This is a genomic window from Streptomyces sp. NPDC057543, from assembly GCF_042801895.1.
Taxonomy (GTDB): domain Bacteria; phylum Actinomycetota; class Actinomycetes; order Streptomycetales; family Streptomycetaceae; genus Streptomyces.
On record NZ_JBHVFF010000205.1, the window covers coordinates 1 to 15,493 of the forward strand.

The 15,493-nt window shown below is 72.1% G+C and carries 18 protein-coding genes; 13 read left to right on the forward strand and 5 right to left on the reverse strand.

From position 1 onward, the window contains the following. Nucleotides 1-55: 55 nt before the first annotated feature. Nucleotides 56-247 (reverse strand): hypothetical protein, encoded by a 192-nt coding sequence (locus ACFU8Q_RS28410; RefSeq protein WP_384458779.1) that lies wholly within the window; start codon nucleotides 245-247, stop codon nucleotides 56-58. Between the two features lie 224 nt (nucleotides 248-471). On the opposite strand from ACFU8Q_RS28410, the gene ACFU8Q_RS28415 reads away from it, so the two are divergent. The 5 genes from ACFU8Q_RS28415 to ACFU8Q_RS28435 all read left to right on the forward strand — a co-directional run bounded on the left by ACFU8Q_RS28415 (nucleotide 472) and on the right by ACFU8Q_RS28435 (nucleotide 5,115). Then, nucleotides 472-1,746 (forward strand): NYN domain-containing protein, encoded by a 1,275-nt coding sequence (locus tag ACFU8Q_RS28415; protein ID WP_384458781.1) that lies wholly within the window; start codon nucleotides 472-474, stop codon nucleotides 1,744-1,746. A gap of 154 nt (nucleotides 1,747-1,900) precedes the next feature. Then, nucleotides 1,901-2,875, forward strand: coding sequence for an ABC transporter ATP-binding protein (locus tag ACFU8Q_RS28420; protein WP_384458813.1), 975 nt, complete (start codon nucleotides 1,901-1,903; stop codon nucleotides 2,873-2,875). Nucleotides 2,876-3,078: 203 nt separating this feature from the next. After that, the gene (locus ACFU8Q_RS28425) at nucleotides 3,079-3,807 is read left to right on the forward strand and encodes an ABC transporter permease (protein WP_384458816.1); all 729 of its coding nucleotides are present in this window, start codon (nucleotides 3,079-3,081) and stop codon (nucleotides 3,805-3,807) included. A gap of 34 nt (nucleotides 3,808-3,841) precedes the next feature. Then, nucleotides 3,842-4,567: an ABC transporter permease gene (locus ACFU8Q_RS28430; RefSeq protein ID WP_384458783.1), complete on the forward strand. Its 726-nt coding sequence runs from the start codon at nucleotides 3,842-3,844 to the stop codon at nucleotides 4,565-4,567. A 407-nt stretch (nucleotides 4,568-4,974) separates the two neighbouring features. Further along, a complete protein-coding gene (locus ACFU8Q_RS28435) occupies nucleotides 4,975-5,115 on the forward strand; it encodes a hypothetical protein (RefSeq protein ID WP_384458785.1) in 141 nt (46 codons plus the stop codon). Between the two features lie 187 nt (nucleotides 5,116-5,302). On the opposite strand, the gene ybaK is transcribed toward ACFU8Q_RS28435, so the two are convergent. The 4 genes from ybaK to ACFU8Q_RS28455 form a co-directional block, all read right to left on the reverse strand. Then, nucleotides 5,303-5,806, reverse strand: a complete 504-nt coding sequence (gene ybaK, locus ACFU8Q_RS28440) for a Cys-tRNA(Pro) deacylase (protein ID WP_384458787.1) — start codon at nucleotides 5,804-5,806, stop codon at nucleotides 5,303-5,305. Between the two features lie 36 nt (nucleotides 5,807-5,842). Next, a complete protein-coding gene (locus ACFU8Q_RS28445; protein ID WP_384458789.1) occupies nucleotides 5,843-6,586 on the reverse strand; it encodes an LON peptidase substrate-binding domain-containing protein in 744 nt (247 codons plus the stop codon). A gap of 5 nt (nucleotides 6,587-6,591) precedes the next feature. Then, the gene (locus tag ACFU8Q_RS28450; RefSeq protein WP_384458791.1) at nucleotides 6,592-7,629 is read right to left on the reverse strand and encodes a hypothetical protein; all 1,038 of its coding nucleotides are present in this window, start codon (nucleotides 7,627-7,629) and stop codon (nucleotides 6,592-6,594) included. A 312-nt stretch (nucleotides 7,630-7,941) separates the two neighbouring features. Further along, nucleotides 7,942-9,543 (reverse strand): oxidoreductase, encoded by a 1,602-nt coding sequence (locus tag ACFU8Q_RS28455; RefSeq protein WP_384458793.1) that lies wholly within the window; start codon nucleotides 9,541-9,543, stop codon nucleotides 7,942-7,944. 139 nt (nucleotides 9,544-9,682) lie between these two features. Here ACFU8Q_RS28455 and hisD point away from each other — a divergent pair, with 139 nt between their 5' ends. From hisD to hisF, 8 genes are read left to right on the forward strand one after another with little or no spacing between them, the layout of a single operon-like run. Next, complete coding sequence (hisD, locus tag ACFU8Q_RS28460) at nucleotides 9,683-11,005, forward strand: histidinol dehydrogenase (RefSeq protein WP_384458794.1); 1,323 nt, start codon at nucleotides 9,683-9,685, stop codon at nucleotides 11,003-11,005. Further along, complete coding sequence (locus tag ACFU8Q_RS28465; protein WP_384458796.1) at nucleotides 11,002-12,135, forward strand: histidinol-phosphate transaminase; 1,134 nt, start codon at nucleotides 11,002-11,004, stop codon at nucleotides 12,133-12,135. Before hisD ends, ACFU8Q_RS28465 begins: the two co-directional genes overlap by 4 nt. Continuing rightward, a complete protein-coding gene (gene hisB / locus ACFU8Q_RS28470; protein ID WP_384458799.1) occupies nucleotides 12,132-12,734 on the forward strand; it encodes an imidazoleglycerol-phosphate dehydratase HisB in 603 nt (200 codons plus the stop codon). Before ACFU8Q_RS28465 ends, hisB begins: the two co-directional genes overlap by 4 nt. Continuing rightward, the gene (locus tag ACFU8Q_RS28475; protein ID WP_266745629.1) at nucleotides 12,731-12,898 is read left to right on the forward strand and encodes a hypothetical protein; all 168 of its coding nucleotides are present in this window, start codon (nucleotides 12,731-12,733) and stop codon (nucleotides 12,896-12,898) included. Before hisB ends, ACFU8Q_RS28475 begins: the two co-directional genes overlap by 4 nt. A gap of 10 nt (nucleotides 12,899-12,908) precedes the next feature. Then, nucleotides 12,909-13,589, forward strand: a complete 681-nt coding sequence (hisH, locus tag ACFU8Q_RS28480) for an imidazole glycerol phosphate synthase subunit HisH (RefSeq protein WP_384458802.1) — start codon at nucleotides 12,909-12,911, stop codon at nucleotides 13,587-13,589. Further along, the gene (gene priA, locus ACFU8Q_RS28485; protein ID WP_384458805.1) at nucleotides 13,589-14,314 is read left to right on the forward strand and encodes a bifunctional 1-(5-phosphoribosyl)-5-((5-phosphoribosylamino)methylideneamino)imidazole-4-carboxamide isomerase/phosphoribosylanthranilate isomerase PriA; all 726 of its coding nucleotides are present in this window, start codon (nucleotides 13,589-13,591) and stop codon (nucleotides 14,312-14,314) included. The genes hisH and priA overlap by 1 nt, the downstream gene beginning before the upstream one ends. Next, nucleotides 14,311-14,709, forward strand: coding sequence for a RidA family protein (locus ACFU8Q_RS28490; RefSeq protein ID WP_384458808.1), 399 nt, complete (start codon nucleotides 14,311-14,313; stop codon nucleotides 14,707-14,709). Before priA ends, ACFU8Q_RS28490 begins: the two co-directional genes overlap by 4 nt. After that, nucleotides 14,706-15,461, forward strand: coding sequence for an imidazole glycerol phosphate synthase subunit HisF (gene hisF / locus ACFU8Q_RS28495; protein ID WP_384458811.1), 756 nt, complete (start codon nucleotides 14,706-14,708; stop codon nucleotides 15,459-15,461). The genes ACFU8Q_RS28490 and hisF overlap by 4 nt, the downstream gene beginning before the upstream one ends. Nucleotides 15,462-15,493: the final 32 nt, after the last annotated feature.

Sequence of the window (15,493 nt, forward strand, 5' to 3'; positions counted from 1 at the left end):
CGGGAGCGCCCCTCTCGGCCACCCGGCCTGTGGCCGGACCGGAGATCCGCCCGGGTCAGTTGTGGCCGAAGCGGCGCTGGTGCTTACGGGCAGCATCAGTAGGACTGCCCTGGGCCTGCGACTGAGGCTGTATCTGCGACTCGTACGCGTTCGACTTGGTCTCTTCCGGACCGCGCTCCGGACCGCGCTCCGGACCGGACGCGCGGGTCTGGCGGCTGGGCTGCTTGCGGTTCTTGTTCTTGGCCATGGTGTTCCTCCTGTGGGGACTCTCGGGGCCAGGACCGCGTTCAGATTCACATAATGGGATAAAGCATGCATGTTGGATCATTACCGTGCGTAGTGAGGGGGTATGATGCGCCGTTTTCCCGATCCGCCACGCCGATGATCGAGTTCCGGCCGTCAACCCCTGCGCGGTCGGGCAGACTCGAAGGAAACCCTTGGCAAAGACCACACCCGAACTTCTGGAAGAGGGTGGAACGCGTGGACCGTTGCGTCGTCCTGGTGGACGCCGGCTACCTCCTGGGTGCAGCCGCGAGTCTGCTGGCCGGAGAGCCCGCCCGTTCCCGCATCACCGTCGACCACACGGCCCTCATCCGGGGCCTGCGGGAGCTGGCCGAGGCCGATACGCAGCAGCCGCTGCTGCGGATCTACTGGTTCGACGGCGCCCCCGACCGCGTACCGCAGCCCGAGCACCGCAGACTTCGGGTGATGCCCCGGGTGACCGTCCGGCTCGGCGCCCTGACCCGCAGTGACGGGCGATGGGCGCAGAAGGGCGTCGACGCCGCGATGCACGCCGAACTCACCGAACTGGCCAGGAACCGCGCCTGCTCCGACGTGGTGCTGGTGACCGGCGACGGGGATCTGCTGCCCGGACTGATGTCCGCCAAGGAACACGGCGTCGCCGTCCACCTGTGGGCCGTCCAGGCCGCCGACGGCGACTACAACCAGTCCGAGGACCTGGTCGCCGAGGCCGACGAACGCAGGGTGCTCGACCGGGCCTGGATCACCCAGGCCGTACGGGCCAAGGAGACCGGCGGCGTCTGCGCCCCGCCGCCCGCGCCCCGCCCGGAGATCGCCGCGATCCTCTCCGCACCGCTGCCCGAGGCGGCCCTCGCCGCCTCCGCCGAGCGGGCCTCGGAGGCCCAGGCGGCGGCCGACGCCAACGGCGCCGTCCCCGCGCCGACGGAGAGCACCACCACCCCCGCCGACCGGCCCGGCCCCGGCGGAAGGGGCGTCCCCACCCCCAAGGACCTGGCGGGCAGCCTGCGCGGCCCCGGTACCCAGGCCGTCCAGCCCCCACCCGCCAGCGCGACCCTGCGCTGGTCCTCCGACAAGGGCTGGATGGACCGCGGCGGACTGGGCGAGCCCGCGGAAACCGCCTCCCTCCCGACACTGGCCCAGCTCACCAGCGCCGAGCAGCGCTGGGCGGACCGCGAAGAGGACATCACCACTGTCGGCGGCGACCCCTTCGAGGTGGGCCAGGTCTTCGCCCGCCGCTGGATGGAGCGGCTGCCGGAGACCATCCATCTGCAGAAGCTGTCGACCATGTATCCGCGCATCCCGCACCGCATCGACGGCGAGCTCCTGCGGTACGCGGCACGGTTCGGCCTCCTCGCCCACAAGGACGACCAGATCGACGAGCACGACCGTTACGCGATCCGGGCGGGATTCTGGCGGGAGATCGACGTACGGGCCGCAGCGGAGCACACCCCCGTGACGGAGCGGACGGGCCCGTCCGCCGACTGACGCCACGGCGGGCCCGCGGGCGGGCAGCCGGGTTGGATCTCGCGCCGCCGTGGCCGGGTCGGCCCGGCCCCGGGCGCGATCCGGGGCATCCGACCCCGTACTCTCGTACCTCGTGAGTACGGGCACAGCACAGGCGCAGACGGCGACCGGGACCGTGTGCGCGGTGCGTGATCTGGTCAAGACCTATCCCGCCGCCCGCGGCCGCCGCGGCGCGCCAGGCACCCCCGAGGTGCGCGCCACCGACGGGATCAGCCTGGAGGTGCGGGGCGGCGAGATCTTCGGACTTCTCGGCCCCAACGGCGCCGGAAAGTCCACCCTGGTACGGCAGCTCACCGGGCTGATGCGGCCCGACTCCGGCAGCGTCACCGTGCTGGGCCACGACCTCGTACGCCATCCCGAGCGGGCCGCCCGGCTGATCGGGTACCTCGGCCAGGAGTCCACCGCCCTCGACGAACTGACCGTGTCGCTCGCCGCCGAGACCACCGGACGGCTGCGCGGACTGCCGGTACGGGACGCCCGCGCCGAGCGCGACGCCGTACTCGACGAACTCGGGCTCACCGAAATCGCCGCACGCCCCCTCAAGAAGCTCTCCGGCGGACAGCGGCGGCTCGCCTGCTTCGCCGCCGCGCTGGTCGGCGAGCGGCCGGTGCTGGTGCTGGACGAGCCGACGACCGGGATGGATCCCGTCGCGCGGCGCGCCGTCTGGGCCGCCGTGGACCGGCGCCGGGCCGAACGCGGCGCGACGGTGCTGCTCGTCACCCACAACGTCATCGAGGCCGAGACGGTCCTCGACCGGGTCGCCGTGATCGAACGCGGCCGGGTCATCGCCTGCGACACGCCGACCGGACTCAAGGAGCGGGTCGCGGGCGAGGTCCGGGTCGAGCTCGTGTGGCGGGAGCGGGCACCCCTGGACGTACCCGAAGTGGCCGCGCTGCGCGCCTCGGCCCAGGAGTCCGGGCGGCGCTGGGTGCTGCGGCTCGGCCCCGACGAGGCACGGGCGGCGGTCGCCGCCGTGACCGGCGGCGCGGCCTTCGCGGCACTCGACGACTTCACGCTGGCGACGCCCAGTCTGGAGGACGTCTACCTCGCGCTCGGCGGGGACGCGACCCAGGGGCTGGTGAAGGCATGACCGGAGTGGGCGGGGCGACCGGGACGAGTGGGGCGGCCGTGCGTGAACCGGCAGGGAGCGAACAGGAGCAGCGCCAGGTGACGAGCATCGTTCCCGCGCAGTCGGTGACGGGACCTGCCCGGGCGGCCGAGGACGGCCGGGCAGACCGCGAGGACGACGGCCACCACGGGGCGGCGCCCGCGCCGCTCGCGCCGCGGGCCCGGCTGTTCCCCTCGCTCGCGGCCGTCTACCGCGCCCAGCTGTCCCGGGCCAGGGTCGCCCGTATCCCGCTGCTCTTCGTCGCGACCTTCCAGTCCGTCGGGATCATGGTGCTGATGCGCGGAGTCGTGGACGGCGGCTCCGAGGCGCGGGCCGTCGTCGCCGGATCCAGCGTCCTCGTGGTGGCCTTCGTCGCGCTCAACCTGCTTGCCCAGTACTTCGGGCAGCTGCGGGCCGGCGGCGGGCTCGACCACTACGCGACCCTGCCGGTGCCGCCCGCCGCCGTGGTGCTCGGCGCGGCGGGAGCGTACGCCTCCTTCACGGTGCCCGGCACGATCGTCACGGCCGTCACGGGGAGCGTGCTGTTCGGGCTGCCGCTGACGCATCTGTGGGTGCTCGTCGCCGTCATTCCGCTCTCCGGGGCGGCGCTCTCCGGGCTCGGCGCCGCGCTGGGGCTGCTCGCGCCCCGGCAGGAGCTGGCCACGCTGCTCGGGCAGCTGGGCATGTCGGCGGCGCTGCTGCTCGGCGTCCTGCCGGCCGACCGGCTGCCCGCACCGGTCGGCTGGGCCCGCGACCTGCTGCCCTCGACGTACGGTGTCGAAGCGCTCTCGCGGTCCTTCCACGCCCACCCCGACTGGGCGGTCATCGCGCTGGATCTCGCGGTCTGCGCCGTTGTCGGCGTCCTCTCGCTGGCCGTGGCCGCCTGGGCGTACCGCAGGGCAGCGGTCCGGTGAGGCGCGGCACAGGGACGCCTGGCACGATGGCACGGTGACAGCACCTCTGACGCCGCCGCACCAGCCCTCGTCCAACGGCCCCTGGCATGCCCCGCAGAAATGGGGTGGGCCCGGTGGTCCCGGTGGCCCCGGCTCCGGGGGCCTGGCGGAGTCCCAGGGGGAGAACGACCGCCGGTCGGATCTGCGGCGGGCCGCTGTCGTCACCGCGCTCGTGACCGTGGCCGGCATCGGGCTCGGGCTCCTCTGGGTGTGGCTGGCCCCACGGGTTCCGCTGATCTCCGACGGCTCGGCCGTCTTCCTCAGCGACAGCGAGGGCGAGGAGGCGATCGGCGCCGACGGTACGTTCGTGCTGCTCGCCCTGGCTTTCGGCGCGCTCTCCGCGGCGCTGGTCTTCTGGTTCCAGCGGCGTGGCGGCATCGCCATCGTGGTCGGGCTCGCGCTGGGCGGGCTGTTCGGTTCGCTGCTGGCCTGGCGGCTGGGGGTGTGGCTCGGACCGAGCCAGGACGTGGTCGCGCACGCGCGGGCGGTCGGCAAGGGCGTGGTCTTCGACGCGCCTCTTCGGCTGCGGGCGAAGGGGGCCGCGTTGCTGGTGTGGTCGATCGGGGCGATGGCGGTTCATCTCGGGCTGACCGCATTGTTCGGGCCGCGGGATCCGGAGCCGGAGTGGGGGGCGTTTCCGGGGTGGTCCGCGGGAGGGCCCGTGCCGGGGACGGGGACGGGGCCGGGCGCGCCCACGGGTGGGAGCGTGCCGCCGGCCTAGCTGGTGCCCCTGCCGGCAGGCCTTGCCCCGTCGCGCCGCCCAGCACACACTCCGCCAAGGCCTTGACGGGTGCCGGGCTCGCGAGGTCGGGTACCGGCCCGTGGGAGAAACCGGGGGGCGCCTCGGCGTCTGTCGGTCGATGTCCGTCGTCGTCACGTCGGTCGCATCCCTGAGCTGGTGACCAGCCGTACGGTGGCAACGGTCACGGCAGATGAAGCCGTGTGAGCGGCAGAGGGCCTGCCCGACGAGCCCCCTGGACCGGCCGGATGTCGAGACTCGTGGATCGGCCGGATGCGGGGCGCGACGTGCGGTCGGATTTCGTTCCAGGAAGCTCTTTCTGCTGAACCGGCGCCGATCGCCCCTCTGTTCATGCGTATGTCATGGTCTGCGCAGTGGGGGAGTGGTCCGTGTCGGCGAGCTGGGCGGACATCCAGCCTCCGGACGAGGACGATCCGGTACGTCTCGGCGCGTACACCCTGATCGGCCGTCTCGGCGCGGGCGGCATGGGGCGCGCCTATGACCGCCCCCCATTTGCCGGTCGGTCTTAGGCGTTCCTTTGCCGATGGTGGGCTGGTGGCATCAAGACGCTCCTGGCGGAAGGAGAGATCGGCCCCGTTGATCGCCGGCGGTTCGCCCGGGAAGGACCCCGAGTCATCGTCGAGAAGCGCCCCCGTCGGGGCCTCGACCAGGAAAGCGCCGGGCGGGCCGCCCTCTGCGCAAGGCCGCTCGCACGGCCTACCCCCGGCCGATCTCCGCGAACACCGCCCCCGTCAGCGACGCCAGGTCCACAGGGGACAGTTCGACCTCCAGGCCGCGGCGGCCCGCCGAGACGCAGATGGTCCCGTGGGACCGTGCCGATGCGTCCAGCACCGTACGCAGTCGCTTCCGCTGGCCCAGGGGGGAGATGCCGCCCCGTACGTAGCCGGTGGTGCGTTCCGCCGCCGCGGGGTCGGCCATCGTGGCCCGTTTGCCGCCGACCGCGGAGGCCAGCGCCTTGAGGTCGAGGGAGCCGGCCACCGGGACGACCGCCACGGTGAGGGTGCCGTCCACCTCCGCGACCAGGGTCTTGAAGACCCGGTCGGGGGAGACGCCCAGGGCGTCGGCCGCCTCCTCGCCGTAGGAGGCCGACGCCGGGTCGTGGTCGTAGGAGTGGACGGTGAAGGCCGTGCCGGCCGCGGTCAGCGCGACCGTCGCCGGGGTGCCGCCGGGCTGTTGCTGCTTCTTCGGCTTCTTCGCCACGGGGGAGGGTCCTCGGGTCGGTCGGCTGTCGGTCGGTCAGTTGGGGTGGATGGGGGGACGCGTCAGGTCGGCCGCGGGCAGGGACGGCAGATGCCGGATGACGGCGGTCTCGGAACGCAGCAGCGTCAGTTCCTCGCGCAGCCGGGTCGCGGTGTCGGGTGCCTGGAGGAGCCGCTGCTTCGACGGGATGTCGAGTACGGCGGCCGCCGCGACCAGGTACGAGACGACGGAGGGGTCGTCGGGCAGGTTCGCGCCCGTCGTCAGGGACCGTTCGCTCGCCCCGGCCAGCCGCTTCTGGTAGCTGCGGAAGGCCCGCAGGACGCCCTCGGCGAGTGCGCCCGCCTCCTCGCCGGGTTCCTCCTCCAGCTCGTCGAGTTCGGCCGTCAGATACGGGCCGCTCGCGTCCACGGAGAGCAGCTTGGCGCGGGTGGTGCCGGTCGCGAGGACCTCGAAGCTGCCGTCCGGCCGTTCCCGGATCTTCGCCGCGTCGGCGATGCAGCCGACCCGGTGGAAGGTCTGGATCGGGTCGGGTCCGAAGCCGTCCGCAGGGCCGCGCTCGACGGGAGTGCTCGTCGGATCCGGCATTCCGGCGGCCGTCGGGGCGATCTCGTGGCCGTCGCGGATCGCGACCACGGCGAAGCGGCGGGGCTCGTCGTCGTCGGTCTTCAGCAGCTCGCGCATCATGGCGCGATAACGCTCTTCGAAGACGTTGAGCGGCAGCACGAGGCCGGGGAACAGCACCGCGTTCAGCGGGAACAGAGGCAGGCGAGCGGTGGTCACAACGGTCAAGCGTAATGGCCGCGGGGCCGGCCCCGGTCGGCCCGGCCCGGCAAAGTTGTCACACAGGCCACCCGGAGCCGCGCGTCGTTCCTCGCGTCGAGGAACCGGCCGAGCGGATCGTCGGAGACGGACGACCACGGGAACGACGCCGCGTGGGGTCCGATCCGCCGGAACTGTTCCAGCGCCTCGCCCCAGCGGCCCCGGGCTACCAGCACGAAAGCCAGCAGGTTGCGGACCTCGGCGGGCCAGGGGTCGCCGGGCGCGAACGAGGCGGACAGCGTGATAGCCAGATCCACCGCAGCGTCGATCCGTTCCTCCTGCACCGACGTGGTACGGGCCTGCGGTCCCTCGACCAGCAGGGCGAAGGCGGCCCGCAGCGGCAGCGCCTGCACCAACGAGCCGGGCAGCGAGTCCTCGGCGGCCCGCTCGGCGAAGTCGAAGCATTCGCGGTGCGAGCCGTACCAGGCGGCGGAGAGGAAGCGCAGCGCCGCGACATGGCAGCCGTAGTGGTGCGAGGAGCGCTTGATCGCCTGTTCCCACAGCGCCTCGAAGGTGGTGTGCGTGGCATGGGTGCCGCGCGCGTGGTCGAGCGCGAGCCGCCAGGGCACCGGGTCGCGCTGATCGCTCTCGGCCGCCGCGGTGATCAGCGGCCCCACCTCGCGCAGTTGCTCGGCCCGGACGGGCGACTCCCAGGCCCGGCGGACCGCCAGCTCCGCCTTGACGAGCAGCGCGTCCGGGTCGTGCGGCGCGGCGGCGAGCCAGTCGGTCAGCCAGCCGTCGCGGTTGCGGGCGAACGTGACGAGCCGGCCGAGGTAGCGGTCCCGGTTCTCCCACTCGGCGCCGTCCCGGGTGGTGGCGAGGAGTTTCGCGGCCGGTTCGTACTCCCCGGCGGCGGCGGCGACGAGCGCCGGTGAGAGCCGCTCGTCGGGGGCGTCGAGCAGCACCACGTCGTCCGCGGGCAGTCCGGCGGACCCCTGCGGGGAGCGCCGGATCATGCGCGCGGTACGGAGCAGAGCGCGAAGGAATGGCATGGTGCAGACCATTGAAAAGCGCTGGTCGGGACGGCGCCAGAGGGGCACTGTGAAGCTTTGGTGCCGAGTGAATGGGTTGTATCGAGCTTGGCCAATAAAAGGTAAAGGAAAGCCAGGAACCTGGCTTGTTCCTGTTGATCCGGCGAGGCGTTTCCGGTACTGCGACCGTGGCTCGGCCGGCCGTACGACCGTGGCCTTCGCCCGTGAAGGCCACGGTCGAGGCCGCCGCGAAGGCCGCAGTCCGGGCAACCGTGACTGCCGCCCCGCGACGGGCCTCGGCGTGGCCGGGCTGCCGCCCGAAGCCGCGGTCGTGGCCGGATCCGGTCAGCCCCGGCGCAGCAGCCGCGACGCGCCGGCCGCGACCGTCGTGGCCAGTATCCAGCCGAGCAGGATGAGCACGGCCGACCCCCACTGCCAGCCGCCCTCCATCCGCCAGTAGCCGTCCTGACCGAGATCGATCACCGGCACCAGCAGGTCGAGCGCGTACAGCGCCGGGTTCCACGCCGGATGCTCGTCGTGTTTGATCGCCGCCGGGACGTGCTGGGAGAAGGCCAGCGCGCCCGCCGCCCACAGCACCGCCATCCACACCGCGGCCCGCCCAGGCCGGTAGCCGTACGCCACCGTCCAGTCCTGCAGGAAACCCCAGAGCTTCGCGGCGGGCGGCAGCGTCTCGCGCCGCCGCCGCTGCTTGGCCAGCAGTACCTCGCGGGCGTCCGCGTCCTCCCCGCAGCTGCGCAGCACCGTCGCGAGGCGTTCGTACGGCTCCGGTACGTACTCCGGGGTCGCCGCCGCCACCCACTCCAGGCGACGGGAGAGCGGGAAGTGCCCGTACGGGACGAGGTTCTCGTACACGAAACCACCCATCGCCAGCCCGCCGGGCCCCGGCCAGCTGGTGGAGACGTCGATCAGCGTGACGACCTTCGCGCCGTTCAGCACGACCCGGCCCTCCTCCGGCCGCTCCGCGTTGAACCGCAACTCCGGGGCGACGATCCGGCGCAGCGACAGCTCCTCGTGCCGGGCCAGCACGAACCGTGCCTTGTGCAGGTCGACCGCGTCGCCGAACCGCCCGTCGTCCAGGCGCACCCCGCCGCGGCACTCGAAGATCTGCGATCGCGTCCCGCGCGCCGGGGTCGCGGCCATGACGATGCCGTACGGGGGAGTGGTGCCCTGGTTCCCCGTGTCGATGCTGACCCACGCCTCGCTCATGTACAGCGTCCGCTCCACCGTCAGCTGCGGGGCGTTCAGCGCGCGCCGGCCCTCTCTGCCCCGCAGCCGGCTGCCGCGCAGGCTCAGCGAACCGCCGACCTTCGCCCCGCGCAGGCTCAGCTCGCCGCGCGCCTCGATCAGCTCCGCCTGGAGGTCCTGGGCGACCGCCAGCCCGTCGGCAGCCAGGGCGCGCCCGCCCCGGTCCGGCCCGATCTCGATCTGGTTGATCAGCAGATCGGTGCCGATCTGGGCGTCGGTGAGGCGGATCCCGCGCTTGACGCGGCAGCGCGGCAGATGCAGATCGCCCTCGGTGCGCAGCCGGGCCGCCTCCAGCCGCGGCATCGCGCAGCCGACGATCCGCAACGTCGTGAAATGGCATTCGGGCAGCACCACCTCGTTCTCGAAGCGGCAGCCGGTCAGCTCGACGTACGGCGCGACGCGCCCGCCCGCGAGATCGAGCGTCCCGGTGATCCGTACGCCCCGGAGCTTCAGCGCGGCGACCCGGCCGGGCCGCGGCGGCGGCCCGGCCAGCAACAGCCGGGCGACGACGCGCCCGTCCACACTGCGCTCCGGTCCCCAGGCGCGCGGCGCGAACGGATCGTCCCGCGCTGGGTCGCGGGCGCGCAGATCGTAGGTGCTGCCGTTCCGGAAGGCCTGCCACATGCCCAGCTCGGCCGCGCTGAGCCCGTCCGGGAAATCGCCGTCGTGCGGTTCGGTCACGGGGTGCCCCTTCCGCTCGGAGCTGTTCTTCCCGCTGTGTGACGACGTGAACGCTATTGGTCAGCAGTGACACCCGGGAGATGTATCAGCCAGTGATACGGGCGACCGGACGCCGCGGGCGGTCTGCGAGAATTGCGGTGTGATCTCTCGAATCGATCTGCGCGGCGATGTCCTCCCAGAGGGCGGAGCCCTGCGCGACCTGCTGCCCCGTGCCGAGTTCGACGTGGAAGCCGCTCTGGAGACGGTGCGGCCCATCTGCGAGGACGTACGCCATCGTGGCTCGGCGGCAGTGATCGAATGGGGGGAGAAATTCGACGGCGTACGGATCGACTCGATCCGCGTTCCGGCCGCGGCGATCGCCGAGGCGCTGGAGGGGCTCGCCCCCGCCGTACGGGCCGCGCTGGAGGAGTCGATCCGACGCGCCCGCCTCGTCCACCGCGAGCAGCGCCGCACCACGCACACCACCCAGGTCGTCCCCGGCGGCACCGTCACCGAGAAGTGGGTGCCGGTCGAACGCGTCGGGCTCTACGTACCGGGCGGGCGCTCCGTCTACCCGTCGTCCGTCGTCATGAACGTCGTACCGGCCCAGGAGGCGGGCGTCGAGGGCATCGCCGTCGCTTCCCCGCCGCAGAAGGCCTTCGGCGGCCTGCCGCACCCCACCATCCTCGCCGCCTGCGCCCTGCTCGGCGTCGACGAGGTGTACGCGGCGGGCGGCGCCCAGGCCGTCGCGATGTTCGCGTACGGAACGGCCGAATGCCTTCCGGTGAATCTCGTCACCGGCCCCGGCAACATCTATGTCGCCGCCGCCAAGCGCCTCCTCAAGGGCCGGATCGGCATCGACGCCGAGGCGGGCCCCACCGAGATCGCGATCCTCGCCGACTCCACCGCCGACCCGGTGCACGTCGCCGCCGACCTGATCAGCCAGGCCGAGCACGACCCGATGGCCGCCGCCGTCCTCGTCACCGACTCCGAGGAGCTGGCCGCCGCCACCGAGGCCGAGCTGAAGCCGCAGATCGCCGCGACCAAGCACGTCACCGACCGGATCGAGCCCGCGCTGGCCGGCCGCCAGTCCGCGATCGTCCTGGTCGACGACCTGGAGGACGGCCTCAAGGTCGTCGACGCGTACGCCGCCGAGCACCTGGAGATCCAGACCGCAGACGCCGCCGCCGTCGCCGGCCGGGTCCGCAACGCCGGAGCGATTTTCGTCGGCCCGTGGGCCCCGGTCTCGCTCGGCGACTACTGCGCCGGCTCCAACCACGTCCTGCCCACCGGCGGCTGCGCCTGCCACTCCTCGGGCCTCTCGGTGCAGTCCTTCCTGCGCGGCATCCACATCGTCGACTACACCCGCGACGCGCTCGCCGAGGTCACCCACCATGTCGTGACCCTCGCCGAGGCGGAGGACCTCCCCGCCCACGGCGCCGCGCTCAAGGCCAGGTTCGGCGGAGAGGTTCCACAGCAGTGACGCACAGCAACACCCCTCGCAAGGCCACCCGCATCGACGAGCTCCCGATCCGTGACGAGCTGCGCGGAAAGTCCCCGTACGGGGCCCCGCAGCTCGACGTACCGGTGCGGCTGAACACCAACGAGAACCCGTACCCGCTGCCCGATGCGCTCGTCGACCGGATCGCCGAGCGCGTCCGCGAGGCCGCCCGCGACCTCAACCGCTACCCCGACCGGGACGCCGTCGAACTCCGTACGGAACTGGCCCGCTACCTCAGCCGCACCGCCGGGCACGAGGTCGCCCTCGCCAACGTCTGGGCCGCCAACGGCTCCAACGAGGTGCTCCAGCAGCTGCTCCAGACGTTCGGCGGCCCGGGACGTACCGCGATCGGCTTCGAGCCCTCGTACTCCATGCACGCCCTCATCGCCCGCGGTACCGGCACCGGCTGGATCTCCGGACCGCGCAACGAGGACTTCACCATCGACGTCGACGCGGCCCGGAAGGTCATCGCCGAGCACCGGCCCGACGTCGTCTTCATCACCTCGCCCAACAACCCCACCGGCACCGCCGTCGACGCCGACACCGTCCTCGCGCTGTACGAGGCGGCCCAGGCCGCCAAGCCGTCGATGGTCGTCGTCGACGAGGCGTACGGCGAGTTCAGCCACCACGCGTCGCTGCTCCCGCTGATCGAGGGCCGGCCGAACATGGTGCTGTCGCGCACCATGTCGAAGGCGTTCGGCGCCGCCGGGCTGCGCCTGGGCTACCTCGCCGCCGACCCCGCCGTCGTCGACGCGGTCCAGCTGGTGCGGCTGCCGTACCACCTGTCCTCCATCACCCAGGCCACCGCGCTCGCCGCCCTGGAGCACACCGATACGCTGCTCGGATACGTCGCCCAGCTCAAGAGCGAGCGCGACCGGATCGTCACGGAGCTGCGCGCGCTCGGCTACGACGTCACCGACTCGGACGCCAACTTCGTCCAGTTCGGCCGCTTCGCCGACAGCCACACCGCCTGGCAGCGGATCCTCGACCGGGGCGTCCTGGTCCGGGACAACGGCGTACCGGGATGGCTGCGGGTCTCCGCGGGCACCCCGGCAGAGAACGACGCGTTCCTCGATGCGGTACGCGAACTGAAGAAGGAGCACGACGCATGACTCGCGCGGCCCGCGTAGGAAGAGTCGAACGCACCACCAAGGAAACCTCGGTCCTCGTCGAGATAAACCTCGACGGCACCGGCAAGGTCGATGTGTCGACCGGGGTCGGGTTCTACGACCACATGCTCGACCAGCTCGGCCGGCACGGGCTCTTCGACCTCACGGTCAAGACCGACGGCGACCTGCACATCGACTCGCACCACACCATCGAGGACACCGCCCTCGCGCTCGGCGCCGCGTTCAAGCAGGCACTCGGCGACAAGGTCGGCATCTACCGCTTCGGCAACTGCACCGTCCCGCTGGACGAGTCGCTGGCCCAGGTCACCGTCGACCTGTCCGGCCGCCCGTACCTGGTGCACACCGAGCCCGAGAACATGGCGCCCATGATCGGCGCGTACGACACGACGATGACCCGGCACATCCTGGAGTCCTTCGTCGCCCAGGCGCAGATCGCCCTGCACGTCCACGTGCCGTACGGGCGCAATGCCCACCACATCGTGGAGTGCCAGTTCAAGGCGCTCGCCCGTGCCCTGCGCTACGCCAGCGAGCACGACACGCGTGCTGCCGGAATACTTCCCTCCACGAAGGGCGCGCTGTGACCGGCCTCAACACCATCCTGATCCTGGTCGGCCTGTTCCTGGCCGGCGGGGTCTACTCCTTCTCGAAGCAGAAGATGCCCAAGGGAGTCATCGTCCTGCTCGGGCTCGCTTCCGCGATGTGCCTGGTCGCGGGCGTCATGCGCATCCAGGGACTCTGGGACTGAGGTAGGACTTGTGAGCGACCAGAAGAGCGGTCGGAACAACGACCGGCAGAAGAGCGGCAAGAAGAAGGTCGTCGTCTTCGACTACGGCTTCGGCAACGTCCGCTCCGCCGAGCGGGCCCTGGCCCACGTCGGCGCGGACGTCGAGATCACCCGCGACTACGAGAAGGCGATGAACGCCGACGGGCTGCTGGTGCCCGGCGTCGGCGCGTTCTCCGCCTGCATGGAGGGGCTGAAGAAGGCCCGCGGCGAATGGATCATCGGCCGCAGACTGGCCGGCGGCCGCCCCGTCATGGGCATCTGCGTCGGTATGCAGATCCTCTTCGAGCGAGGCATCGAGCACGGCGTGGAGACGGAGGGGCTGGACGAATGGCCCGGTACCGTCGCCCCGCTGAAGGCCCCGATCGTTCCGCACATGGGCTGGAACACCGTGCGGTCCCCCGAGGACTCCCAGCTCTTCGCAGGTCTCGACCCCGAGGCCCGGTTCTACTTCGTGCACTCCTACGCCGTGCACGACTGGAGCCTGGAGGTCACCAACGCCAAGATCCGCGCGCCCCGGGTCACCTGGGCCACCCACGGCGAGCCGTTCGTCGCTGCCGTGGAGAACGGCGCCCTGTGGGCCACCCAGTTCCACCCCGAGAAGTCCGGCGATGCCGGCGCCCAGCTGCTGACCAACTGGATTGAGACGCTGTAATGCCGAAGCTTGAACTCCTCCCCGCCGTCGACGTCCGCGACGGCCAGGCCGTCCGCCTCGTCCACGGCGAGTCCGGCTCCGAGACTTCCTACGGCGACCCGCTGCAGGCCGCTCTCGCCTGGCAGCAGGCGGGCGCCGAATGGCTGCATCTCGTCGACCTGGACGCTGCGTTCGGGACCGGTGACAACCGGGCGCAGATCGCCGAGGTCGCCCGCTCCATGGACATCAAGGTCGAGCTCTCCGGCGGCATCCGCGACGACGCCTCGCTGGCCGCCGCCCTCGCCACCGGCTGCACCCGGGTCAACCTCGGCACCGCCGCGCTGGAGACCCCTCAGTGGGTCGCCAAGATCATCGCCGAGCACGGTGACAAGATCGCCGTCGGCCTCGACGTCCGCGGCACGACGCTGCGCGGCCGCGGCTGGACCCGCGACGGCGGCGACCTCTACGAGACGCTCGCCCGCCTCGACTCCGAGGGCTGTGCCCGCTACGTCGTCACCGACATCGCCAAGGACGGCACGCTCCAGGGCCCCAATCTGGAGCTCCTGAAGAACGTCTGCGCCGCCACCGACAAGCCCGTCGTCGCCTCCGGAGGCGTCTCCTCGCTGGACGACCTGCGGGCCATCGCCTCGCTCGTCCCGGACGGCGTCGAGGGCGCGATCGTCGGCAAGGCGCTGTACGCCAAGGCGTTCACCCTCGAAGAAGCGCTGCAGGTGGTCTCCGGATGAGCGATTCCGTCAACCGCATCTCCTCGGGCGCCCCCTGGGAGGAGAAGTTCGGCTACTCCCGCGCGGTCGAGCTGCCGAACGGCCTTGTCCTGGTGGCGGGTTGCACGTCGGTGGAGAACGGGCAGATCTCCGCGGGCGGCCCGTACGAGCAGACCGTCACCTCCTTCAAGGTCGCCTTCGATGCGCTGAAGCAGCTCGGTCTGGGCCGTGAGGACATCGTCCGCACCCGGATGTACGTCACGCACGCCCGGGACGTGGACGAGGTCGGCCGTGCCCACAAGGAGCTCTTCGACGACGTCCGCCCCGCGGCATCGATGATCATCGTGTCCGGTTTCGTGGACCCGAGCCTGGTCGTCGAGGTCGAGGTCGAGGCCTACCGGGCAGGTGCGCGATGACTCTCGCGGTACGCGTCATCCCGTGCCTGGACGTCGACCAGGGCCGGGTCGTCAAGGGCGTCAACTTCCAGAACCTGCGCGACGCGGGCGACCCCGTCGAGATGGCGAAGCTGTACGACGCCGAGGGCGCCGACGAGCTGACCTTCCTGGACATCACCGCGTCCAGCGGCGACCGGGAGACCACCTACGACGTGGTGCGCCGCACCGCCGAGCAGGTCTTCATCCCGCTCACCGTCGGCGGCGGCGTCCGCACCGCCGACGACGTCGACAAGCTGCTGCGGGCCGGCGCGGACAAGGTCGGCGTCAACACCGCGGCCATCGCCCGCCCCGACCTCATCCGGGAGATCGCCGAGCGCTTCGGCCGCCAGGTCCTGGTGCTCTCCGTGGACGCCCGGCGCACCCCCGCGGGCACCTTCGAGGTCACCACGCACGGCGGCCGCAAGGGCACCGGCATCGACGCCGTCGAGTGGGCGCACCGGGCCGCCGAGCTGGGCGCGGGCGAAATCCTGCTCAACTCCATGGACGCCGACGGCACCAAGGACGGCTACGACACCGAGATGATCGCGGCGGTCCGGCAGCACGTGACCGTCCCCGTCATCGCCTCCGGCGGCGCGGGCCGGCTCGCGGACTTCGCGCCGGCCATCGCGGCGGGGGCCGACGCGGTGCTCGCCGCGTCCGTCTTCCACTTCGGCGATCTGCGGATCTCCGAGGTCAAGGGCGCTCTCAGGGAGGCCGGACACCCGGTCCGCTGACCCGCGCGTACGGAGCGATCGCCGGACGTAGC

Coding starts and splice junctions, on each gene's coding strand:
- hisB (WP_384458799.1), top strand. CDS start 12,132: ATGACTCGCGCGGCCCGCGTAGGAAGAGTCGAACGCACCACCAAGGAA.
- ACFU8Q_RS28450 (WP_384458791.1), bottom strand. CDS start 7,629: ATGGTCTGCACCATGCCATTCCTTCGCGCTCTGCTCCGTACCGCGCGC.
- ACFU8Q_RS28490 (WP_384458808.1), top strand. CDS start 14,311: ATGAGCGATTCCGTCAACCGCATCTCCTCGGGCGCCCCCTGGGAGGAG.
- hisF (WP_384458811.1), top strand. CDS start 14,706: ATGACTCTCGCGGTACGCGTCATCCCGTGCCTGGACGTCGACCAGGGC.
- ACFU8Q_RS28410 (WP_384458779.1), bottom strand. CDS start 247: ATGGCCAAGAACAAGAACCGCAAGCAGCCCAGCCGCCAGACCCGCGCG.
- priA (WP_384458805.1), top strand. CDS start 13,589: ATGCCGAAGCTTGAACTCCTCCCCGCCGTCGACGTCCGCGACGGCCAG.